Raw genomic sequence first — 22,618 nt, 5'->3', positions numbered from 1 at the left:
TGTCAGCTCACGATCACACCCGTGCTCGCTCCGGCTCGGCATAGTGCCGCAGGAACAGCTCCTCCAACGTCGGCGGCCGACTCGTCAGAGCCCTGACCCCCTCCGTCCCCAGCGCCACCATCAGCGCTGACAAGTGCTCCGTGTCGACCGTGCACTCGAGCCGCACTCCCCCATCGGCTCCCAGCTCCGTCACCCGCACCTCGTGCAGCCCCGCGAACCCGTCGAACCCCGGCGGGAGCCGCTCCATCTCCGCGCTGACCAGCGTCCGCGTCAGGTGCCGCAGCTCGGCCAGGGTCCCGGACTCCGCGACCCGGCCGCGGCGCACGATGCTGACCCGGTCGCAGACCTCCTCGACCTCCGACAGGATGTGGCTCGACAGCAGGACCGTGCGTCCGCGCGCCTTCTCCTCGGCCAGGCACACCCGGAACTCGGCCTCCATCAGCGGGTCCAGGCCGCTGGTCGGCTCGTCCAGGACCAGCAGTTCCGCCTCGGACGCGAACGCCGCGACCAGCATCACCTTCTGCCGGTTCCCCTTGCTGTAGGCGCGCCCCTTCTTACCCGGGTCCAGGTCGAAGCGTTCCAGCAGCTCAGCCGTCCGCTTGGCGCCCGCGGCGCGGTCCGGCGCGCTGCCGCGCCCGCGCAGCTTCCCCAGCATCGCCAGGACCTGCCCGCCGGACAGATCCGGCCACAAAGCAACATCGCCGGGGACGTAGGCCAGTCGGCGGTGCAGGGCCACCGCGTCGCGCCAGGCGTCCTGCCCGAACAGCCGAACCTCGCCGGCGTCCGGACGGAGCAGGCTCAACAGGATTCTGAGGGTGGTGGACTTGCCGGCGCCGTTGGGGCCGAGCAGGCCGTGCACCTCGCCGGGGGCCACGACCAGGTCCAGGCCGTCCAGGGCGCGGGTGGCCGCCGATCCCCTGCCGAAGGTCTTCACCAGGCCGGTGAGGGAGATCACATCCGTCACAGCGCCAGCGTACACCCCATGATCATCACATATCACCAACCGCGCAGATTGACGGGCATCGCGCGGATCACACAAGATCGGGGGTGACGACACAATCACACAAGGAGGCACGACGATGCTCGAATCCGAGCAGCCTCGCCCCACGCGGAGCGTCACCACAGTCGAGGTTCCGCGCGGTCTGGCCGGTGTCATCGTCACCGACACGGAAGTCGGCGACGTGCGCGGCGAGGAAGGCTTCTACCACTACCGCCAGTACAACGCGGTGGAGCTGGCCGAGAAGCGGACCCTGGAGGACGTCTGGGTCCTGATGATCGACGGCTACCTGCCGGACCCGGAGCAGCGCGCGGCGTTCATCGCCGAGACCACGCCGCTGCGACACGTCCCGGACAAGGTGAAGGCGCTGCTGCCGGCCATCGCCGAGGCGGTGCACGGCGAGCCGATGAACGGCCTGCGGGCGGCGCTGCCGCTGCTGGCCGGGCAGCGCGGGATGCGGCCGATCTACGACATCGACGAGCAGACCCGCCGGGCCGACGCGCTGTTCGTCAGCGCCCTGGCCCCCACGGTGCTGACCGCGATCCACCGGCTCGGAAAGGGCCTGGAGATGGTGGAGCCGCGCGACGACCTGTCGTACGCGGCCAACTACCTCTACATGCTCAACGGCACCGAGCCGACCCCGGAGCAGGCCCGCGCGATCGAGCAGTACCTGATCTCGACCGTGGACCACGGCTTCAACAACTCCACCTTCACCGCCCGGGTGATCGCCTCCACCGGCGCCGACCTGGCCGCGGCCGTGACCGGGGCGCTGGGCTCGCTGTCCGGCCCGCTGCACGGCGGCGCCCCCTCCCGCGCCCTGGACACGCTGGACGAGATCGGCACCCCGGACAAGGCCGAGGACTGGGTGCGCGCCCAGGTCGAGTCGGGCTCCCGGATCATGGGCTTCGGCCATCCGGTCTACCGCACCGACGACCCGCGCTCGATCATGCTCCGCGGCGTGGCCCAGCGCCTCGGCGGGGACCTGGTGGACTTCGCGGTCGCGGTCGAGGCGCACGTCATCAAGGCCCTCGCCGAACTCAAGCCGGGCCGCCAGCTCTACACCAACGTCGAGTTCTACGCCGGCGTGGTGATGGAACTGGCCGGCGTCCCGCGCGACATGTTCACCCCGACGTTCGCCACCTCCCGGGTCATCGGCTGGTGCGCGAACATCCTCGAACAGGCCCGCGACTCGAAGATCATCCGCCCCGCGGCGCACTACTCCGGCATCCCGGCCCCGCAGCCGCTGCCCGGGGAGTGAGCCTTCGGTAGCAGCTGGAGCAGCACCTAGCACCTCAGGGCCCGGATTCCGTCAGCGATGGGATCCGGGCCGATACTGCCCGGATGCCCTCGCACCGCACGTCGCGGACCTGGCCGTGGCGATCGAGCACGTCGGCAGCACCGCGGTCCCGGGCTGCCCGGCCAAGCCGATCATCGACGTCGGCATCGTGCTGCCGGACCCGAGCCTGATGCCGGAACTGATCACGCGGCTCGGCGGACTGCGCTACAAGCACGAAGGCGATCTGGGGATCACCGGACGCGAGGCGTTCCAGAAGCCGTCGCCGGTCCGGCATCACCTGTATGGAGCAGTCGTGGACACGAAGCCGTACCTGGATCACGTACTTCTCCGGGACTACTTGCGGACGCACCCTGACGAAGTCCGGCACTACGGCGAGGCGAAGGCGGCGCTGGTCAAGGACCTCGGCGCCGACAGCGCGGCCAGGGATGCCCATCCCGAAGCGAAGAGTGCGCTCGTAGAGGCACTGCTCGCGAATGCTTATTCTGCTCACGCCGCCGGCGACAGCTGAAGCGCCGCCGAGAAGGCGGCCGTCAGCACGTCAGCCCTTCGCCTTCCACTCCCCGGCCAGCTGCCCCAGCACCACCTCATCCATGAACTGGCCCATCACCCACGCCGAGGACCGCGTCACACCCTCGCGCACGAAGCCGTTGTTCTCAGCCGCGCGCAGCATCGCGTAGTTGTCGGCCAGTGTCTCGATCTGCAGCCGGTTCAGGCCGCGCACGGTGAACCCGTAGCAGCACAGGGCCGCGACGGTGTCCGTGCCGTAGCCGTTGCCGCGGCAGGACGGCAACAGGCCGAGCCCGACGTGCGCGGTCCGATTGTGGGTGTCGATCCCCCACAGCGTGGCGGTGCCGAGCAAGGTGCCGCCCTCCAGCTCCACCACCGAGAACGAGACGTACTGGTCCTCGCTCTCATCCACGGCCAGCCGCGGGTCCTTCGTGCCGGGCGGGAGCGGCCGCCACGGCCGGCCGTCGGCCCGCGCGGAGTTGTCCACGTCGTTGTAGAGCTCGGCCAGCAGGACCGGCACGTCGTCGTCGTGACGGGCCCTGAGCCCGATCTTGGTACCCCTCAGCATGGCGCCTTCCTATCCGACCAGGACCGCGCGCGGCAACTCATTTAGCACGTCGACGGCCCTCAACGCCCCTCCCGCAGCTCCCCCACCGCCACCGCCGCGGCCCTCCCGATCGCCGCGTTCACCGCACGGTCGTCGGCCCCGGCTTCGGCGCCGCCCGGCGTCTGCGTGAAGACCGCGGCCACGTACTTCTCCTCCGGGAAGCTGATCACGCCGACCTCGTTGCGCACCACGCCGATCAGCCCGCCGCTCTTCGCGGCCACCGTCACCGGGGAAGCGAAGCCGGCGGCCAGGCGGTGCCTGGTGAGCTGGCGCGCCATCAGGGTGCGGACCCGTGCGCAGGCCGGGGCCGGGCCCGCCTCGTCGGTCCAGATCAGCCGCAGCAAGGTGGCCGTCTCGCGGGCCGTGGTCCGGGTGGTCAGCTCCGGGACCAGCGCGGTGGCGTTCGCGTAGACCCGTTCGGCGACCGCGTCCTTCTCCGGCCGCGGGTGCGGGGCCTCGAGCCACGCGATCAGGTCGCGCCAGCCGGCGAACCCGGCGTCGCGGCCGATCGAGTCCACGATGGCGGCCTCGTCGGCGACCACCACGCTGCCGGTCAGGCCGAGTCCTGCGATGTGCTCGTTCACCGCGTCCACGCCGACCAGGTCCAGCAGCGCGTCGGTGGCCGGGTTGTCGCTGAGGGTCAGCATCGCCACGGTCAGGTCACGTGCCGAGACCTCGACGTCATCCTCATACAGCGCGAAGCCGACCGGCCCCGGCGACCGGTCCGGGCCGGCCGGCAGCAGTACCCGGCGCCGCGGGTCCAGGCGGCCGTCCGCCATCTGGGTCTCGGCGGTCAGCGCGATCGACACCTTCACCACCGAGGCCGAGACCACCGGGCGGTCCGCGTCAAGCGCCACCTCCCGGGAACCGTCCAGAGTCTGCACGCACAACTGGCCGGTGCACCCTGCTTCCTGGAATACCTCTTCGACGGACCCTGTCATTCCCCGATCATGGCAGACGCCACGCGGGCCGGAGCTGCGGGAGTCAGGACCGATCAACCCGGGGACTGACATGCCAGAGGATGACGATCTACTCGAAAAGGCCGAGTGGATCTCAAGACGAACCGGACCGACCGGAATTCCCCCTCACTCGTTCTAGGAAATCCTGCGCGCTACTGGCCCGCCAGGGGGTACCCCGCGAGTAAAGTCACGGGGAGAACTCGGTTCACACTGCGAGGAGTTCGTGAAGTGAACACCCAGGTCCCGCCCCGCCGCCCGGTACGCATCGCCAACTCCTCCGGGTTTTACGGAGACCGCCTGTCGGCGGTCCGGGAGATGGTGGACGGGGGTCCGATCGACGTCCTGACCGGCGACTACCTCGCCGAGCTCACCCCGCTGCTGCTGTACAAGGCACGGGAACGCGGCGGCCCCGGCTACGCGCGCTCCTTCCTGGCCCAGATGAACCAGGTGCTCGGCTCCTGTCAGGAGAAGGGCATCAAGGTCGTGACGAACGCCGGCGGGCTGGAGCCGGCCCGGCTGGCCGAGGATCTCAGAGCCCTGGTGGCGCATCTGGGCCTGCGGCTGTCGGTGGCCCACATCGAGGGCGACGACCTGCTGCCCCGGCTGGCCGAGCTGCGGGCCAAGAAGGTCCCCTTCGACAACCTGGACACCGGCGAGCTGTACCGCGACACCGCCGGACCGGTCTCGGCCAACGCCTACCTGGGCGGCTGGGGCATCACCGCGGCGTTAGCCGGCGGCGCGGACATCGTCGTCTGCGGCCGGGTCACCGACGCTTCGCTCGTCGTGGGCCCGGCCGCTTGGTGGCACCGCTGGAACGGCGAGGACTGGGACGCCCTGGCCGGCGCGGTCGCCGCCGGGCACGTCATCGAGTGCGGCCCGCAGTGCACCGGCGGCAACTACTCCTTCCTGGACGAACTCCCCGACACCCGGGTGCCCGGCTTCCCGATCGCCGAGGTGGCGCACGACGGCTCCGCGGTGATCACCAAGCACCCGGGCACCGGCGGCGTGGTCTCGGTCGGCACCGTCACCGCGCAGCTGCTGTACGAGATCGAGGGCCCGGCCTATACGAACCCTGACGTCACAGCGCACTTCGACACCCTGCGCCTGACCCAGCAGGCCCCGGACCGGGTCGAGATCCGCGGTGCCAAGGGCATGACCGGTCCGCACAAGCTGAAGGTCGCGCTGAACTACCGCGGCGGCTACCGCAACTCGGTCAGCCTGGGCATCACCAGCCTGGACATAGAGGCCAAGGCCGGACTGGCCGAGCAGCAGATCTTCGACACCCTCGGCGGCCGGGCCCGCTTCGCCTGCGTGGACGTGCGGCTGCAACGCAGCGACAAGCCGGCCGAGCAGGCCCGCAGCGACGAAGAGGCCACCGCCTACCTGCACATCACCGTCAAGGACCCCGATCCGGACAAGGTCGGCCAGGCCTTCACCAGCGCGGTGGCCAGCCTCTCGCTGGCCGGATACGCCGGGTTCCACCCGACCGCCCCGCCCACCCGGGAGGTCGAATACGGGGTCTACTGGCCGACGCTGATCCAGGACCGGCACGTGGACCACGTCGTGGTGCTGCCCGACGGCGAGCGGGTGGAGATCCGGCCCTGCCGCCGGCCGATGGGCGTGCCGCTGCACTTGGGCGCGCCGCGACCGCCCGAGCCGTTCTTCTCCGACGGGATGAAGCGCCTGGCCCCGCTGGGCCTGGTCTGCGGCGCGCGGTCCGGCGACAAGGGCGGGAACGCGAACGTCGGCATGTGGACGCGCACCGACCGCGCCTACGCCTGGCTGCGCGAGACCCTGGACGTCGACACGTTCCAGAAGCTGGTCCCGGAGTGCAGCGATCTGCGCGTGGAGCGCTTCGAACTGCCCAACCTGCGGGCCCTGAACTTCGTCGTCTACGGCATGCTCGGGGAAGGGGTGGCCTCCTCGACCCGCGCCGATCCGCAGGCCAAGGGGCTGGGCGAGTTCGTGCGGTCACGGTTGGTCATGGTCCCGGTGGAGTTCCTCAACGGGTGAATCGCACCGAGTTAAGATCGTGGTATGCGCTATCGTCACCTTGGTAATTCCGGCCTGCTCGTCTCCGTCGTCGGCCTGGGCTGCAACAACTTCGGCAGCCGACTGGACGTGGCCGGTACCCGGCGCGTCGTGGACGCCGCGATCGACGCCGGCATCACCTTGCTGGACACCGCCGACATGTACGGCCGGTCCCAGTCCGAGAGCTTCCTCGGCGAGGTCCTGGCCGGCCGCCGGGACCAGGTGGTCCTGGCCACCAAGTTCGGGCATCAGAGCTTTGACATGGGGTACCCGCCGGCGGCCGGCGCCAAGGGCGGCCGGTCCTACATCCGGCGGGCCGTGGAGGCCTCGCTGAAGCGGCTGCGGACCGACTACATCGACCTGTACCAGCTGCACACCCCGGACCCGGCCACGCCGATCGCCGAGACCCTGTCGGCGCTGGACGACCTGGTCCGCGAGGGCAAGGTCCGCTACCTGGGCAACTCCAACTTCGCCGGCTGGCAGATCGCCGAGGCGCACTACGTCGCCGAGCAGCTGAACGCCACCCCGTTCGTCTCGGCCCAGAACCACTGGTCGCTGCTGGTCCGCGACGCCGAGACCGAAGTGGTGCCGGCCGCCGAGCGCTTCGGCCTGGGCGTGCTGCCGTACTTCCCGCTGGCCAACGGCCTGCTCACCGGCAAGGTCCGGCGCGGCGCCGAGATCCCGGAGAACGCCCGGCTGGCCGGCCGCCCGCACTGGGTCACCGAGGACCGCCTGGACAAGGTCGAGGCGCTGATCGAGTGGGCCGACAAGCACGGCCGCAGCATTCTGGACGTCGGCATCGCGGCCCTGGCCGCCCAGCCCGGCTGCACCTCGGTGATCTCCGGCGCGATGAACCCGGAGCAGGTGCGCGCGAACGCCGCCGCCGGCGACTGGGAGCCGACCGCTGAGGAACTGGCTGAGATCAACGCGATCGTGCCGGCGCCGGCTCAGCCGTAGGGACTGCCGGCTCCGGCTCATAATCCCGCGGGATGCCCCTCCCCCGCGAGCATGATCGCCTTGTCAGGGCAATGAGAAGCCCCGGCCTGATCCCCTCAGGCCGGGGCCTTGTCAGCGGCCAGAACACCCGTACCGCAAGCGGTCCCGCGCCCGACGTCCGGCATCCCACCCGCGTTCGGCGAACATTCAGCCGTTTCGCGGGTGAGCGCCACCGGCCGGGGGTAGGTTCCTCCGGAATCCGATGAGCTCAGCCGGCGAGGGAGGCGCGTATGGACACGACCGTCGCGATACGGGGCCGCGGCATCACCAAGGTTTTCGGTGATGTCGTCGCGCTCGATCATGTCGACGTGAGCGTGGCGCGGGGTCAGATCCACGGCCTGGTCGGCCCGAACGGCGCCGGCAAGACCACTCTTCTGGGGTTGCTACTGGGGTTGGCCGTCGCCGACGAGGGGACGCTGGAGGTCCTCGGCGCCCCGGTGGGCCGCGCGCTGCCGGCGCCGGACGGTGTCTCAGGGTTCGTCGACGGCCCCGGCCTGTACCCCACACTCACCGCGAAGCAGAACCTTGCCACGCTCGCCGCGCTGCGTCCCCGGGACGCCGTCACCTCCGACATCGGCGAAGCCCTCCACGAAGTCGGCCTCGCCGAGGTCGCCGACGACAAGGTCCGCGGCTTCTCGCTCGGCATGCGGCAGCGCCTCGGCCTGGCCGCCGCGATGCTGACCAAGCCGAAGCTGCTGGTGCTGGACGAGCCGGCGAACGGCCTGGACCCGTCCGGCAAGAAGCAGGTGCACGGTGTGCTGAACCGGCTGGTGGCCGCCGGCGTCACCGTCATCCTGTCCAGCCACCGGATGGACGACCTGGAAGCACTGTGCTCAGAGGTCACGATCCTGTCCACCGGGCGCGTGGTGTTCTCCGGGCCGCTGAACAAACTCTCTGACGAGACCCGCGAACTCGACTACCGGCTGCGCACGACGGATCCGGCCGCCGCCGCCGCCATCGCCGCCGAGACGCCGGGCATCAGCGTCGTCGCGGGCACCGACGCCGCGGCGCTGGCCGACACCGACGTGATCGTGGTGCGGGCGCAGGTGGCCGCGCTGGACCAACTCCTCTCCCGGGTCGTGCGCGCGGATATCGCAGTACGCGAATTCGCCCCCGTCGTCTCGCCCCTGGAAGCCGCGTTCCTCGACCTCACCGAGCAGGAGACCGATCGATGACCGCGACCGTTGCCGACGCCGACGCCACGGCGCCCGCGGCCCAGACTCCCACGGCGGGGCCGGTTCCGGTCGGCCGCATTCTCCGCTTCGAGCTGGTGAAGCAGTTCTCTGCTTGGCGAGTGCGCCTGCTGATTCTGTTGTGCTGGATAGGTCCGGGCGTGCTGGTCTTCGCGATCGACAAGCAGAGCACGCTGCCCTCGGACACCTTGTTCGGCCGCTGGATGCACGCCACCGGCTGGGCCGGGCCGCTGGTGGCGCTCGGGTTCGCCGGGACCTGGGCCCTGCCGCTGCTCACGTCGGTCGTCGCCGGTGACGTCTTCGCCTCCGAAGACCGGCTCGGCACCTGGCGCCACCTGATCATCGCCATCCGCTCGCACCGCCGGATCTTCGCCGCCAAGGCCGTGGCCAGCCTCACCGTGATCCTGCTGCTGGTCGTCGGGCTGGCCGCGTCCAGCACCCTCGGCGGTCTGCTGGCCGAGAAGAACCTGCCACTGGTCGGCCTGGACGGCCACACGCTCTCCCCCGGCGACGCGGCCGGCAAGGTGCTGCTGGCGTGGGCGTGCGTGCTGGCACCGACCCTGGCGCTGGCCGCCATCGGACTGCTCGGCTCGATCGCCCTGGGCAAGTCCCCGATGGGCCTGCTGCTGCCGATGCTGGTCGCGCTCGGCATGCAGCTGGCGCAGATGCTGCCGCTGCCGGTGGCCATCCGCCTGGCCCTGCCCGGCTACGCCTTCATCTCCTGGAACGGCCTGTTCACCGACCCCACCCAAATCAAGCCTCTGATGATCGGGGTCGTGGTCAGTCTGGTCTGGGCAGTGGTCGCCACGGTCCTGGCCTACCTGCTGTTCCTGCGCCGGGACTTCACCAACCTCACCAACGACGGCGCCGGCCGCCGCGTCCTGGCCCTCGGCGTCGTCCCGCTGGCCGTCGTCCTGGCCCTCACCGCCGGGGTCGTGGCCGCCACCACCTCCGACGCCGGCGGCACCGGCATCACCCAGGCCAAGGTCCAGAAGTCGGTGGCCACCGCCTTCGGCCACCTCTTCCGCCTCCAGCAGACGCAGATGTACCACTCCTCGGTCACCGAGGCGCAGCTGGCGACCACGGCCTCCTGCCTCAAGAGCGAGGGCCTCGGCAAACAGGAGGGCTCCGGCAACGACTGGCGCTGCACCATCACCTTCAACGTCCCCGGCAACAACATCACCGCCCAGGGCATCTACCAGCTCGACATCACGGCCAACGGGCGCTACATCGCCGACGGCGACGGCCCGCAGGAGGTGAACGGGTACTTCCTGATCGTCACGCCGGGCAAGGTGGTCGCGAACCCGCTGTGGCAGTTCGATGGGAACGTGGATCTGTTGTAGGGCAGCTGTTGTAGGGAACCGTTGTAGGGCAGCTGTAGTCGAGCGCTCCGGGATAGCGTCAAGGCATGTCGCAGATCTTGATGCTCGCCGGAGACGTCAACCTACAGGGGCGCACGGATCCTGCCTCCGCCTTCCAGCACGTGCGAGATTTGTTGGCAACCGCCGACGTGCGGTTCGTCAACCTCGAAGGCGTGCTGTGCGGACCCGGGCAGGATCCGCAGACCCCTGATATCGCGCACAAGCCGAACTGGCGGCACTCCGCGCCGGAGATGGTCGAAGGCCTGGCCGCGGCCGGCATCGACGCGGTCAGCGTCGCCAACAACGTCACCTTCCCCCCCAAGGCGATGCTGACCGGCCTCAGCACCCTCGACAGCGCGGGGATCGCCCACTGCGGTGCCGGTGCGGACCTCAGCGCGGCGCACCGCCCGGTCGTGTCCGAGCGCGACGGGGTACGGTTCGGCTTCCTGGCCTACACCGCCATCTGCTGGCCCTTCGGGATGGCCGCCGGGCCGCAGACGCCGGGAGTGGCGACCCTGCGCGCCTCGACCTCCTACGTACCGGATCTGCGATCGGCCGAGGTCCCCGGGCGGCCGCCCAGAGTCCTGACCGAGCCCTATCCCCACGAACTGGCCGCCATGGTCCGCGACGTCGAAGCACTACGCACCGGCTGCGACGTCCTGGTGCTCTCCTGCCACTGGGGCGTGGCCGGCGACGAGGTCTGCGACTACCAGCGGACGATCGGCCGAGCCGCGATCGACGCCGGCGCCGACCTCGTCATGGGCCACGGCCCGCACAGCGTCCAAGGCATCGAACTACATCGCGGCCGGCCCATCTTCTACAGCCTGGGCAACTTCGTCTTCGACTGGCCGGCGATGGCCGGCCGCCATCTCGACGGACTCGTCCTGCACTGCGGCATCGAGGACCGCCGCCTGCGAAGCGTCCAGGTCCATCCCGTTCGGCGCGGCGAGGACAACGACGTACGGCCGCTCTCCGGCGACGACGCCCGCGCCGCCCTGAGCCGCCTTGCCACGCTGTCAGCGTCGCTCAGCTCGCCGAAGGACGTGCTGGGCTTGCTGGACTCCGAAGGCCTGCTGACGCTCGGCTGAGCCCACCGCCCCGGACCCCGGAAACCGCGCACCGCGCACCGCGCACCGACAAACAAAACCGGCCGGGTGCAACCACCCGGCCGGCCCCACGCGCGCTCTATCAGCTCACGTTCAAAGCCGTGTCGTCGATGACGAACGACGTCTGGTACTCCGAGTCCTCGGTCCCGGTGAACTTGATCGTCACGGTCTGCCCGGCGTAAGCCGACAGGTCGAACGAGTGCAGCGAGTATCCGGTGTTCGCGTTCAGGTTCGAGTACGTGTACATGTTCTTCAGTACCGAGCCCGAACTGCTGAGCAGCTGTAGCTGCAACGTGTCGTACTTGGTCGTCGTCGTGGTCTCCGCGGTGTCGATGTGCATGTAGTAGTTGAACTTGTACGTCGTGCACCCCGCGGGCAGCGTCACCGTCTGCGACAACGTGTCCGTCGTGCTCTTGCCCCAGCCGTCGAGCCACGCGTCGTACGTCCCGCTGTGCGGCGGCTGGTTGCTGCTGCTGTTGATCACCGACAGCGGCGTGTGCGTCGAGGTGACCGACCACGGCGCCGGGCTGGACGGCCCGTTCTCGAAGCCCGGGTTGCCCAGCAGCTGCCCGGCGGTGCAGCCGCCGGTGCTCCCGGTCGGGGTGGCGCTGACCTCGTTGCTCTGGCCGCCCTCGCCCACCGGGTTCGACGCGGTCACCCGGTAGTAGTAGGTCGTCCCGGCGGTCAGCCCGGTATCCGTGCACGTCAAAGTGGTGCCGCTCAGGCTGGCGCACGGCCCCGAGGTGAGCAGCGACTCCGTACCGCTGGACGTGCCGCGGTAGACGCTGTACTTCGTGAGGGTCTCACCCCCCGTACTGGACGGCGCCTGCCAGTTCAGGGTCACCTGGCCGGTGCCGCCGGAGGCTGTCAGGTTCTGCGGCGCGCTGGGTGGCACGCTGGCGATCGGATCGGCGGTGACGCTGACCGTCGAGGACGCCGAGTTCGCCGGGGAGGCGCTGTCGGTCACCGTCAACGTCGCCGTGTAGGTCCCGACGGTCGAGTAGGTGTGGCTCGGGTTCTGCGCCGTGCTGGCCGCCGAACCGTCACCGAAGTTCCAGCTGTAGTGGTATGCCGGAGTGCCGCCCGTCGCGGTCCCCGTGAAGTTCACCGTCAGCGGGATCTGCCCCGAGGTCGGGTTGCCCGCCGCCGACGCCGCCAGCGGATTGCCGATCGCGCTGACGTTCACCGCGACCTGGGACGTCGCCGTCTTCGCCGGCGAGGAAGCGTCCGTCACCGTCAGCGTCGCAGTGTACGAACCCGCGCTGCTGTAGGTGTGGCTGGGGCTCTGCGCCGTGCTCGTCGAGCCGTCACCGAAGTTCCAGCTGTACGTGTACGGCGCCGTGCCGCCGGTGGCCGAGCCGGTGAAGTTCACCGCCAGCGGGGCGTTGCCGGTGGTCGGCGAGGCCGTGGCCGATGCCGACAACGGTGTCGTGCCCTGGACCCAGAAGTCCTCCAACGGGTCACCCAGCGCGGCCTGGTCGTTGGTGGTCATGGGGAACGTCGTCGGCCCGATGTTGTCGTTCGGGTCGATGATGCCGGACTTCACGTTCTGCATCGTGCGTTCCATCGCCGCGATCACGTTGTTGGTCGAGTACGCGACGTGCGACAGGTAGTGCTGCTTGACGTACTGGGACGGGCCGATGACGACCAGCGGCACGCGGTAGGTGTTGCTCACGTGGTCCGCGCCGTTGTTGCCGTTCTGGGTGTCGTCCTCGGTCACCACGATCAGGGTGTTGCCCGCGTACGTCGGGTTGTTCTCGATCGCGTTCACCACGTTGTTCGTCGCCGTGTCGTTGCCGGCGATGTCCTGGTAGGTGCCCGGGTGGTCGTTGAACAGCTCGACGTAGCTGTAGGCCGGCAGCCCGTTGGTGCCGACGAAGTTGATGTAGTCGTTGGCGATGGTGCTGTCCGGAAGGCTCTGGTTGGAGCAGGTGTACTCGTTGTAGTGCAGCTCCTCCGGGATGTTCGTGCCCGGACGGTTCGGCGGCAGGACCTCGAGCTTGCCGTCGGCCGGGTTCTTCCAGTAGCCGGAGCCGCTGGAGAGCATCCAGTAGAAGTCGCCGTTCATGACGAACGTGTAGGGGCTGCTGCCGCTACCGGTGCCGGTCGGGGCCGTGCACGCGTTGGTGCCCTCGTCCGTCGGACCGTTGGTGTTCATCAGAAAGCGGTCGAACTGCGTCCCGCTGGCGGGGTAGGACTGCTGCTGCGAGCTGGACTGCGACTGAGCGGAGAACATCCACCAGTGGTTCGGGCCCGACGGCGGCTGCGTCCCGGTGCTGTAGGCGTCGGACAGCGCGTAGGTCTTGGCCAGGCTGTGCAGGTCCGGGACCGAGCTGATGTGGTTGGTGCTCTCGACCTGCCCGTTGCAACCGGCCTGGACGGTGGTGGCACAGTCACCCAGGTAGTCGTCGAAGGTGTGGTTCTCGCGGTAGATCACGACGAAGTGCTGGAACGGCGGGAAGTACGGCGCCAGCGGGTTCACCGCCGCGGCCGGCTTCTGCGCCAGCGTCGCCGGCTGGCCGTTGGCCGAGGGCACGTAGACCTGGGTGTTCTTGATATTGAAATCGTGCGGCTGCGGGAACTTCTGGAACTCCGCCCCCAGCGGCGCGAACACCGCACTGGAACAGTTGAAGTCATCCGGCTTGTACGTCTGTGGACGCTGCCCGACCGGCAGGCTCTTCGCGTTCGCCGGGTCGGTCGAGGGGTTCCAGCCGTTCAGGGTGCACGAGCCGGGCCCGGATTCCGGCCCCTTGGCGCCCACACCCTGTGCGACGCCGGTGATGCCGCCCACTGTGAGGGCTAGAACAGCGGCGCCTGTGATCCAACGTTTCCATCTGATCATGGATACTCCCGTAGCGGGCCGAATGTGGGGGTTGGCGCATGAAGTGGCGACGGTATTGTCTAAGGGAATAAGGGTCCGGACAAGACCTATCGAGGCACAGAAGACGCTGATAGCGAAGGCTTTCATTCGTCGTTCGTCCACAGTTGGGGCAACGCATGGCGTTGATACCGCGCCGGGCGCGCCGACCCCGGCGACTGCTCCGGCGACCGGCCGGGCCACCGGTTGGACGACCGGCTGGACGACCGGCAGGACGACCGGCAGGACGACCGGCAGCCCAACGCGACATATCGCGTTCTCCCCGGTTTCCCGCTACACTGCTCGCATGACCTCCGCGCCCGAAGAGAACCAGTTCGTCCCGGCCACGGCGCCGGCCACGTCCTCGGCTCCGGCTGCCGATCCGGTCACGACTTCGGCTGTCGCTCCGGCCGCCGATCCGGTCGCTACTCCGGCTGTCGCTCCGGCCGCCGCTCCGGTCGCCGCCGGGCAGGTCCGGGCCTCCGACGCCGAGCGCGACGAGGTGGCCGCCGTCCTGTCCGAAGCACTGGCCCAGGGCCGGCTGACCAGCACCGAGCTGGCCGAGCGCATCGACGCGGCGTACAGCGCCACGACCCGCGCCGAACTGGTCCCGCTCACCGCCGACCTCCCGGACGACCTGCGCCACGGCCCGGCCAGCCCGATCTCGGCCGTCGAGCGCCAGGAGCTGACCGCCACCTTCAGCAAGCTGATCCGCTCCGGCCGCTGGGTCGCCGGCCGGCACACCAAGGCCACCGCGACCTTCGGCGCCCTGATCGTCAACCTGGCCGACGCCGTGCTGCCCGGCCGCGAGATCACGCTGGACGTCAACACCTTCTGCGGCAAGGCGATCATCACCGTCCCGAAGAACGCCCGCGTGGTGGACGAGGGCGGCGCGCTGTTCGGCAAGCGCTCGGTCACCGGCGCCGCGGCCGAGGGCGAGGAAGACGGTCCGCTGATCCGCATCACCGGCAAGTCGCGCTTCGGCAAGGTCGTGGTGCACCGGCCCAGCGACCGGGACCACAACCCATGGTCGTGGGAGCAGCGGTACCTGAACCGCTGAGCCGGCGATAATTCCCGGGCGCCCAGACGCCCCGTGCGCCAGACTCCCCCGAAGCACGATCAGAACGGGAGCCGTCATGGCCAACACGAACAACCTTCCGCTGTACCAAGTACGCGCCGACTGCGACCGCACATCGATCGTCGTCTACCAGGCCTACCGCGCCGAGATCGCCGACGCGGCGGTGCGGGCGCAACGCTTCGTAGCGCCCTTCTCGCTGAGCCGGATGACGTGGATCAAGCCGTCGTTCCTGTGGATGATGGGCCGCTGCGGCTGGGCCCGCAAACCGGGGCAGGAACGCGTCTTGGCGGTACGGATCACGCGTGCGGGCTGGGAGAAGGCGCTGTCCCAGGCGGTGCTGACCAGCTACGAGAGCGGGGTGTACGCCGACCGCGCGGACTGGGAGCGGCAGATCAAGCACGCGACGGTGAACGTGCAGTGGGACCCGGAGCGCACGCTGTCCGGCGCGGTCCTGGACGCGCGCTCGATCCAGGTCGGGCTGAGCCGCCACATCGTCGCGGAGTACGTCGAGGACTGGACCACCGAGATCCGCGACATCACGCCGACGGTGCGGAAGATGGCGGAGCTGATCAAGGAGGGGCGCAAGGACCGCGCCGCTGAGCACCTGCCGAAGGAGCGGCCTTACGAGGTGCCGGTGGAGATCGCCCGGCGGCTCGGCATGTAGTCAGTACCCACAGCCGAACCGCCACCCGCGCGCCGTGATAAGTCTCAGGCCCGTGCCAACACCACGACGGGAATCCGCCGAGGCGTCCCCGTCTGGTACTCGCCGAACTGCGGCGCCTTGGCGACGATCCCCTCGAACAGGCCGTCGCGCTCATCGTCACCGGCGACGCGAGCCGTGACCCGCACGGTCTGCACGTCGTCGTCCCCGGGCACCTCGAGCTCGGTCTCGGGGTTCGCCTGGAGGTTGTAGTACCACGCCGGGTGGTTGTCCCGTCCGGCGTTGGAGGCGACGATCAGCCACTCGTCGTCGCCCTGCGCGAAGCCGGCGAGCGGGCTGACGTACGTGGTCCCCGACTTCGCACCCTTGTGGTGCAGCAGCACCAACCCCTTGCCGCCGAACTGCTCGACGCTGCCCGCGTTGGCGCGGAACTCTTCGATGATCTTGTCGTTCCAGGAACGCATCTCGTCGTTGCTCATGTCGGCGGCAGCTCTGTACGGAAGGGCTTTTATTCCCCGCAGGTAGGCAGTTCCCCCGGATAGCCCATCCGGCCGCACCGACAGGCACCGCGACCCCCGCGATGCCAGGCTGGAGCCATGGTGCGACCGACCCCCGCCACGCCGCGGACACCCCGGCCGACGACTCCGTCCCGGCCGACACAGCCCCCGCCCGTCGTCGTCATCACCGGCGTCTCCGGCAGCGGCAAATCCACCGTCGGCGCCGCCCTGGCCGGCCGCCTGGGCTGGGACTGGGCCGACGGCGACGCGTTCCACCCGGGCAGCAACGTCGCCAAGATGGCCGCCCACGAACCGCTCACCGACGCCGACCGGCTCCCCTGGCTCGACGAGATCGGCGGCTGGATCGACAAGGAAGCCGAAGCCGGCCGCCCGGCCGTCATCGCCTGCTCCGCCCTCAAACGCTCCTACCGCGACCGCCTGCGCACCGGACGACCCCAGGTCCGCATGGTCTACCTGGTGGTCGACCTCAAGACCCTGCACCAACGCCTCACCGACCGCCGGGGCCACATGTTCCACGCCGACATGCTCGGCAGCCAGCTCTCCACCCTGGAGCCGCCCGCGCCAGAGGAGGACGTGCTGATGGTCAAGTCGGCCGGCTCCCCCAAGCAGACCGTCGACCACATCATCACCTGGGAGGGGCTGGCGGCGTTTCTGCCGTCGAAGGCGGGGCGGCGGCAGGACTAGCGAGCGCCGAACGCTCCACCTACCCAATCGTCGCAGCCACCCCGTAGTGGTCCGACAAGTACCGCTCCCGCCCGTCGGCCATCCGCACCTTGTCCTGGAACACCACCTCGGCCTTGGCCGCCACCCCCGGCGTCACCAGCACCTGGTCCAGGGCCGCGCCGTCCCAGCCCGGCACCGGCCGGAACGTGGTCGCGGCGTCCCCGTCGAACGCGTCGCGCAGCCCGGAGGCGGCGGCGAAGCCCTCGAAGAGCCAGGAGTCGCGGGGCACGTTGAAGTCCCCGACCGCGATCACCGGCTCGCCGGACTGGATCCGCCGCACCGACTTCGCCAGCCGCGCCAGCTCCGCCTGCTGCACCCGCGTGATCGGCGCGGCCTTCGACCAGTCCGCCGGGCGGTTGGGTGTCAGGTGGGTGTTGGTGACGGTGAAGAACTCCCCGCCGTCGTTGAAGCGGGTCATCAGCACGCCGCGGCGCATCACCAGATCCCGGCGCCACGGCGCGGGCGCCGCCAGCACCTCATAGCGGTGCCCGACCAGCGGGATGCGGGACAGCGTCAGCAGTCCGCCGGTGATCCTCGGCAGCCGCGGGCCGTGGGCCGCGTACGGGAACGAGGCCTTGGTCAGCGACCGCAGCAGCCCGAAGTTCGGCGGGATCCACAGCTCCTGCAGGCAGACCACGTCGTAGTCGGAATCGGCCAGCACCTCGGCCAGCGCGCGCAACCGCACCCTGGGCTCGCCGCGGACCAACGTATTGAACGACAGCACCCGGACCTTCGGCACGGCTACGCCTTCCTCCCCGCGGTCCAGGCGACCCGCATCGGGACCTTGGACCCGAACCGCAACACAGAGTTCTCATACACCCGCGCGCCGGCCGCGACGATCCCGACCGTCAGAACGGCCATCAACCCGATCGCCGCCACCGGCTCCCACCACGCCGCGTCCCCGCCGGCGATCCGCACCGGCTGGATCAGCACCGAGAACGGCGGCACCAGCGACAGCACCCGCACCCAGACCGCGTCGGGGTTGCTCAGGGCCGCGAACGCCGCGAAGTAGGGCACCATCAGCACCAGGTTCAGCGGCTGCACCGCGGTCTGCATCTCCTCCTGCCGCGACACCCGCGCGGCCACCGCGGCGTAGGCGGCGGCGTAGAAGATGTAGCCCAGGACGAACCAGACCGCGACGATTCCGACGGTCTGCCAGATCTGCCCGGTCATGTGCAGCGCCCCGGTCGCCGAGCCGGCCCCGATCCCGACCGCGGCGGTGGCGGCCAGCTGCAACAGCCCCAGCGCCCCGATCCCGATGATCTTCCCGGTCAGCAGCGCCCGCGCCGAGGTGCTGGACAGCAGGATCTCGATGACCCGGCTGGCCTTCTCCTCCACCACCCCGGTGGCGACCCACATGCAATAGGCGATCATCTGGCTGAACAGCATGATCTCGGCGACCAGCGCGACGGTCTTGCGCTGCCCGGCGTCCGGATCCTTCGGCGCCAGCTTCACCGTGCTCTGGCCCTGCACCTGGTCCAGGTCCGGCAGCTGCGAGGCCAGGTTGGCCCCGGCCAGCACCGGCGCCAGCTTGGGATCGACCGAATCCTGCACGTAGATCTGGCCGCCGTCGACCAGCGCGTCCAGCCGGCCGCTCTTGACCAGCGCCTGCGCCCCGGCCGAGTCGGTGACCACGCTGGAGGTCAGCTTTATCTTGTAGACCGGGGCCTGCTGGTCGGCGAACTGCTGCTCGACGGCGGCCCGGGGGCCGGCGAAGCCGACGGTGAACGACGGCGTCTTGTCCCGGTTCGAGACCAGCGCGGAGATCACCACGGCCACCAGCACGATCAGCAGCGAGACTGCCACCGAGATGGCGAACCCGCGGTCGCGGCCGCGCTCGGTGAACTCCCGGCGCATGACCAGCCGGACGGTACGACCGTTCACGCGGTGACTCCTTCCTTGTCGGTGCTCGCGGCGGGCGGGGCTTCGGAGGCGCCGTCGGAGGCGCCGCCAGCACCGTTGCCGGCACCACCGCCTTCACCGCCGCCGGCAGCATCCCCGTCACCCTCGCCGTCACCGTCGCCCTCGCCGTTGTGGTCGGCGACGGCCTCCCGGAACAACTCGGCCAGACTCGGCCGCAGCGGCGTGAACTCCCGCACCGGCCCCAAAGCCCGCGCGGCGTCCAGAATCACCTGGTCGTCGGCGTCTGCGGTGAGGATCAGCGTGGTGGTCGCCCCGTAGTCGGCGGACTGGACCCCGGCCAGGGCGTCGGCCCAGCCGGGCGCCGCGTCGGTCCCGACCCGCAGCACCACCTCGGCCCGCGAGGCCCGCAGCCCGTCCACGGTCCCGGTGGCGACCATCCGGCCCCGGTAGATGATGCCGATCGAGTCACACAGCCGCTCGACCAGCTCCAGCTGATGGCTGGAGAACACCACCGGCACGCCCTCGGCGGCCCGCTCGCGCAGCACCTCGGCGAGGTTGTCGACGCCGACCGGGTCCAGCCCGGAGAACGGCTCGTCGAGCACCAGCACCGCCGGATGGTGCACCAGCGCCGCGGCCAGCTGCACCCGCTGCTGGTTGCCCAGCGACAGCGCCTCGACCCGGTCCTCGGCCCGCTCGGCGACCGACAGCCGCTCCATCCAGTACTTGGCGGCCTGGTCCGCGTCGCGGCGGCTCATGCCGTGCAACTCGGCGAGGTAGCGCAGCTGGTCGCCGACGCGCATCTTCGGATACAGACCGCGTTCCTCGGGCATGTAGCCGAACGTCCGCCGGGTGGCGGTGTCCACCGGCTTGCCGCCGAACCGCACAGACCCGGCGTCGGGCTCCAGCACCCCCAGCGTGATCCGCATGGTCGTGGTCTTGCCCGCACCGTTGGTCCCGACGAAGCCGTACAACTCCCCCGGACGCACCGAGAAGGTCACGCCGTCCAACGCGACGCGGTCGCCGTAGCGTTTGCGCAGCCCCTCTAGCTCCAGCATCAAGCCTCCCGTATTGCCTGGCCTGATCCTAGCTACTCCCCATGGGCCGACGACGCGGCGGCGACCCCGCGGAACGACCGCCGATAGTCGCTCGGCGCCACCCCGACCACCTCGGTGAAGTGGTGCCGCAGGTTCGCCGCCCCGCCGAGCCCGGCCGCGGAGGCGACCCGCTCCACCGGCAGGTCGGTCGTCTCCAGCAGGCGGCGCGCGTGCAGAACCCGTTGCGCGGTGAGCCATTTCCCGGGCGTGGTGCCGACCGCGGTGTGGAAGCGGCGGATCAGGGTGCGCTCGGCGACGTTCGCCTGCCGGGCCAGGGCCGCGACGGTCAGCGGCTCATCCAGGTGCGTCCGCATCCAGTCCAGCAGCGGGCCGAGGCCGTCGCGCCCAGCGGCCGGCGGGGCCGGCGTCTCGACGTACTGCGCCTGCCCGCCGCTGCGGTGCGTCGGCGCGACCAGCCGCCGAGCCAGCGTGTTGGCGACGTCCGCGCCGTGGTCGGCGGCGACCATGGCCAGGCACAGGTCGATCCCGGCCGTGGTGCCCGCGCTGGTGAGCACGTCGCCGTGGTCGATGTACAGGACCGCCGGATCGAGCAGCACGGCCGGGAACCGCTTGCGGAACTCCTCGGCGTAGAGCCAGTGCGTGGTGGCGCGCCGGCCGTCGAGCAGTCCGGCGGCGGCGAGGATGAAGGCGCCGGAGCACAGGGACGCCACGCGGGCCCCGTTCGCGTGCGCCTGCCGCACCGCCGCGATGAGCTCCGCCGACAGCTCCTCGCGGACGTCGCTGATCGCCGACAGGATCACCGTGTCCGCCTTGGCGAGCGCGGCGTAGGTGTGGCCGCCGGGCGCGACGAAGCCGCCGCCGGCGAATACGGGACCTGACTCCGGGTTGCAGATCTGGACCTGATAGCCGAGATCGGCCATGCCGGGGCGGACCCGGCCGAACACCTCGACCGGGATCGAGATCTCGAAGATCGGCGCGCCCTCGGTGACGGCCACGGCGACGATGTGCTTCCCCATGTCAGTATTTTAGCGCTAGTTGTCATTCCTGCCACTGGGCAGCGCGGCGCAGGCAAGAGAACATCGGATACGTGAGCCTTACGGATGTGACGAACACAGTGGTCCAGCCCCCGGTGCGACCGCACAGACAGGCCTGGGCCCGCGCGGCGCTCGCACTGACCGCGATCGGCTGGGGCGCGAACCAGTTCGCCCCGATGGTGCTGCTCTACCGGGAGCGGATGGGCGTCTCGGCCTCGGCCGCCGAGGCGATCTTCGGGCTCTACGCGGCCGGCCTGGTCCCCGGCCTGCTGATCGCCGGGCCGCTGTCGGACCGCATCGGCCGGCGCCCGGTCGTCACGTTCGCGGTGCTGCTGTCGATGCTGTCCGGCGTGGTCCTGATGCTCGGCTCACACGGCCTGGCCTGGCTGTCGACCGGCCGGGTACTGATGGGCGTGGCCAGCGGCGCGGCCTTCAGCGCGGGCAGCGCGTGGGTGAAGGAGTTGTCGGCCGCGAACGCGGTGGCCGGAGCGGGTGCCCGGCGCGCGTCGATCGCCATGACGGTCGGCTTCGGCATCGGCCCACTGGTCGCCGGGGTACTGGTGCAGTGGGGCCCGGCCGCATACGAGGCCCCTTATATTCCACAGCTGATACTGGCCGCCACGGCACTGGCACTACTGGCCCGCACCCCCGAAACCGTGCAGCGCTGGCAATCCGGCATCCTCGGCAGCGGCCTACTCCGACTGCGAGGCTTCGGCGACCGCCGCTTCGTCGGCGTACTGCTGCCGATGGCCCCATGGGTGTTCGCGGCCGCGACAATCGCCATGGTCTACCTCCCGGGCCTGACAGCCGGGCACGTCAAGGGCATCTCCCTGGTCTACGCCGGCACCGCCGCGACGGTGACCGCGATGTCCGGCGTCCTGATCCAGCCCTACGCCCGCCGAATCGCCGCCTCCCCAGCCGGCCGGAACCCCAGCCGCCCCCGCCTGCTGACCCTGGGCCTCTGCCTGGTCACCCTCGGCACCCTCACCGACGCAGGCGTGGCCGCACTGACCGGCCTCGGCGCCGGCCAGGCGATCCTGACCCTCGCCGCGGCGGTCATCATGGGCTTCGGCTACGGCGTCCTGCTCGTCTTCGGCCTCGCCGAGGTCCAGCGCCTGGCCCCGCCCGAGGACCTGGCCGGCATGACCGCGGTGTTCCAGGCCTTCACCTACCTCGGCTTCGCAGCACCCTACGTGCTGTCCGCATTGAAGAACGTCGCGTCGCCGAGCACGCTGCTGCTGGCGGTCGCGGCGCTCGGGGCGCTGACGCTGGTGGTGACGTTGCGGAATGCTCGGCGGACGGGTTAGTGGGGGCTGGGGTTTGCGGGCCGGGTTGCTGTTTGGCTGTGGGTTTCAAAGCTTTTTACGGCCTTCGGTCATAGTTGAGCCGGTTCGGGGTTCGAGTCGGCGGGCATGTTTGTCGGCTGCCAGTTCGCGCGTTCACGACCCCGCCGCACCTCAGGCCTCTTCAACACCGGCAAGTCAGAGCAAGGGGCACAAGCAAGATCAACAGCACAGGCAAGATCAAGGGCAAGAGCCACAAGCAAGATCAAGAGCTGAAGGTCAAGGTCAAGGGCTGTGATGAAGGGCCGGGCCTCCGGCGGGCCTCGGCAACCTCAGGGAAACTAGCGCGGTTCCCTCGGGTGGCCGGGTCAGTCTCAGCGGCGGCGGTTTGTGAGGTGGTGCGGTCCGTTCCCCACGGTCGCGTCGTCAGCCCGGGGGGTACAGCACCGGTGTCCGGGGGTAAAGTCCGCGCGCTTGCGGTCATGCGTGTGA

General features: G+C 70.2%; 20 protein-coding genes. 11 read left to right on the top strand and 9 right to left on the bottom strand.

Going from position 1 to position 22,618, the window contains the following annotated elements; translation table 11 throughout:
• Nucleotides 1-13: 13 nt before the first annotated feature.
• Nucleotides 14-964, bottom strand: a complete 951-nt coding sequence (locus KGQ19_RS23845) for an ABC transporter ATP-binding protein (RefSeq protein WP_212011727.1) — start codon at nucleotides 962-964, stop codon at nucleotides 14-16.
• 115 nt (nucleotides 965-1,079) lie between these two features.
• On the opposite strand from KGQ19_RS23845, the gene KGQ19_RS23840 reads away from it, so the two are divergent.
• Both KGQ19_RS23840 and KGQ19_RS23835 read left to right on the top strand, forming a co-directional pair.
• On the top strand, nucleotides 1,080-2,255 hold the full coding sequence (locus KGQ19_RS23840) for a citrate synthase/methylcitrate synthase (RefSeq protein ID WP_212011725.1): 1,176 nt from the start codon (nucleotides 1,080-1,082) through the stop codon (nucleotides 2,253-2,255).
• A 115-nt stretch (nucleotides 2,256-2,370) separates the two neighbouring features.
• Nucleotides 2,371-2,802, top strand: coding sequence for a GrpB family protein (locus tag KGQ19_RS23835; RefSeq protein ID WP_212011723.1), 432 nt, complete (start codon nucleotides 2,371-2,373; stop codon nucleotides 2,800-2,802).
• A 30-nt stretch (nucleotides 2,803-2,832) separates the two neighbouring features.
• Here the strand turns inward: KGQ19_RS23835 and KGQ19_RS23830 are convergent, their stop codons facing one another.
• Both KGQ19_RS23830 and KGQ19_RS23825 read right to left on the bottom strand, forming a co-directional pair.
• Complete coding sequence (locus KGQ19_RS23830; RefSeq protein ID WP_212011721.1) at nucleotides 2,833-3,369, bottom strand: GNAT family N-acetyltransferase; 537 nt, start codon at nucleotides 3,367-3,369, stop codon at nucleotides 2,833-2,835.
• A gap of 59 nt (nucleotides 3,370-3,428) precedes the next feature.
• Nucleotides 3,429-4,349, bottom strand: coding sequence for a serine hydrolase (locus tag KGQ19_RS23825; RefSeq protein ID WP_212011719.1), 921 nt, complete (start codon nucleotides 4,347-4,349; stop codon nucleotides 3,429-3,431).
• A gap of 246 nt (nucleotides 4,350-4,595) precedes the next feature.
• On the opposite strand from KGQ19_RS23825, the gene KGQ19_RS23820 reads away from it, so the two are divergent.
• The 5 genes from KGQ19_RS23820 (at nucleotide 4,596) to KGQ19_RS23800 (ending at nucleotide 11,036) form a co-directional block, all read left to right on the top strand.
• On the top strand, nucleotides 4,596-6,380 hold the full coding sequence (locus KGQ19_RS23820; RefSeq protein ID WP_212011717.1) for an acyclic terpene utilization AtuA family protein: 1,785 nt from the start codon (nucleotides 4,596-4,598) through the stop codon (nucleotides 6,378-6,380).
• Nucleotides 6,381-6,404: 24 nt separating this feature from the next.
• Nucleotides 6,405-7,355, top strand: coding sequence for an aldo/keto reductase (locus tag KGQ19_RS23815; RefSeq protein ID WP_212011715.1), 951 nt, complete (start codon nucleotides 6,405-6,407; stop codon nucleotides 7,353-7,355).
• Nucleotides 7,356-7,624: 269 nt separating this feature from the next.
• A complete protein-coding gene (locus KGQ19_RS23810; RefSeq protein WP_212011713.1) occupies nucleotides 7,625-8,569 on the top strand; it encodes an ABC transporter ATP-binding protein in 945 nt (314 codons plus the stop codon).
• Entirely contained in the window at nucleotides 8,566-9,930 is a 1,365-nt protein-coding gene (locus KGQ19_RS23805) for an ABC transporter permease (RefSeq protein ID WP_212011711.1), read from the top strand. The genes KGQ19_RS23810 and KGQ19_RS23805 overlap by 4 nt, the downstream gene beginning before the upstream one ends.
• A gap of 65 nt (nucleotides 9,931-9,995) precedes the next feature.
• Nucleotides 9,996-11,036 carry a CapA family protein gene (locus KGQ19_RS23800; protein ID WP_212011709.1) on the top strand — a complete coding sequence of 347 codons (1,041 nt, stop codon included), beginning with the start codon at nucleotides 9,996-9,998 and terminating at the stop codon, nucleotides 11,034-11,036.
• Nucleotides 11,037-11,136: 100 nt separating this feature from the next.
• Here KGQ19_RS23800 and KGQ19_RS23795 read toward each other — a convergent pair whose 3' ends face one another.
• The gene (locus KGQ19_RS23795) at nucleotides 11,137-13,896 is read right to left on the bottom strand and encodes a PKD domain-containing protein (RefSeq protein WP_212011708.1); all 2,760 of its coding nucleotides are present in this window, start codon (nucleotides 13,894-13,896) and stop codon (nucleotides 11,137-11,139) included.
• Nucleotides 13,897-14,218: 322 nt separating this feature from the next.
• Between KGQ19_RS23795 and KGQ19_RS23790 the strand changes: the two genes are divergently transcribed.
• Nucleotides 14,219-14,971, top strand: coding sequence for a DUF1707 SHOCT-like domain-containing protein (locus KGQ19_RS23790; RefSeq protein WP_212011706.1), 753 nt, complete (start codon nucleotides 14,219-14,221; stop codon nucleotides 14,969-14,971).
• Between the two features lie 76 nt (nucleotides 14,972-15,047).
• Nucleotides 15,048-15,653 carry a DUF4291 domain-containing protein gene (locus KGQ19_RS23785; RefSeq protein WP_212011704.1) on the top strand — a complete coding sequence of 202 codons (606 nt, stop codon included), beginning with the start codon at nucleotides 15,048-15,050 and terminating at the stop codon, nucleotides 15,651-15,653.
• 44 nt (nucleotides 15,654-15,697) lie between these two features.
• On the opposite strand, the gene KGQ19_RS23780 is transcribed toward KGQ19_RS23785, so the two are convergent.
• Nucleotides 15,698-16,129 carry a nitroreductase/quinone reductase family protein gene (locus KGQ19_RS23780; RefSeq protein WP_212011702.1) on the bottom strand — a complete coding sequence of 144 codons (432 nt, stop codon included), beginning with the start codon at nucleotides 16,127-16,129 and terminating at the stop codon, nucleotides 15,698-15,700.
• Nucleotides 16,130-16,246: 117 nt separating this feature from the next.
• Between KGQ19_RS23780 and KGQ19_RS23775 the strand changes: the two genes are divergently transcribed.
• The gene (locus tag KGQ19_RS23775; RefSeq protein ID WP_212011700.1) at nucleotides 16,247-16,852 is read left to right on the top strand and encodes a gluconokinase; all 606 of its coding nucleotides are present in this window, start codon (nucleotides 16,247-16,249) and stop codon (nucleotides 16,850-16,852) included.
• 19 nt (nucleotides 16,853-16,871) lie between these two features.
• On the opposite strand, the gene KGQ19_RS23770 is transcribed toward KGQ19_RS23775, so the two are convergent.
• From KGQ19_RS23770 to KGQ19_RS23755, 4 genes are read right to left on the bottom strand one after another with little or no spacing between them, the layout of a single operon-like run.
• Nucleotides 16,872-17,630 carry an endonuclease/exonuclease/phosphatase family protein gene (locus KGQ19_RS23770; protein WP_212011698.1) on the bottom strand — a complete coding sequence of 253 codons (759 nt, stop codon included), beginning with the start codon at nucleotides 17,628-17,630 and terminating at the stop codon, nucleotides 16,872-16,874.
• Nucleotides 17,631-17,632: 2 nt separating this feature from the next.
• Nucleotides 17,633-18,775, bottom strand: coding sequence for an ABC transporter permease (locus KGQ19_RS23765; RefSeq protein WP_212011696.1), 1,143 nt, complete (start codon nucleotides 18,773-18,775; stop codon nucleotides 17,633-17,635).
• A complete protein-coding gene (locus tag KGQ19_RS23760) occupies nucleotides 18,772-19,809 on the bottom strand; it encodes an ABC transporter ATP-binding protein (protein ID WP_230419287.1) in 1,038 nt (345 codons plus the stop codon). Before KGQ19_RS23760 ends, KGQ19_RS23765 begins: the two co-directional genes overlap by 4 nt.
• A gap of 32 nt (nucleotides 19,810-19,841) precedes the next feature.
• Nucleotides 19,842-20,825: a GlxA family transcriptional regulator gene (locus KGQ19_RS23755; protein WP_212011692.1), complete on the bottom strand. Its 984-nt coding sequence runs from the start codon at nucleotides 20,823-20,825 to the stop codon at nucleotides 19,842-19,844.
• 86 nt (nucleotides 20,826-20,911) lie between these two features.
• Between KGQ19_RS23755 and KGQ19_RS23750 the strand changes: the two genes are divergently transcribed.
• Complete coding sequence (locus tag KGQ19_RS23750; RefSeq protein WP_212011690.1) at nucleotides 20,912-22,150, top strand: MFS transporter; 1,239 nt, start codon at nucleotides 20,912-20,914, stop codon at nucleotides 22,148-22,150.
• Nucleotides 22,151-22,618 lie beyond the last annotated feature (468 nt).

Origin of the sequence: Catenulispora pinistramenti (assembly GCF_018274385.1) — a bacterium.
Lineage (GTDB): Bacteria > Actinomycetota > Actinomycetes > Streptomycetales > Catenulisporaceae > Catenulispora > Catenulispora pinistramenti.
Note: the sequence above shows the minus strand (reverse complement) of the source record. Positions and strands in the feature narration are given on the sequence as shown.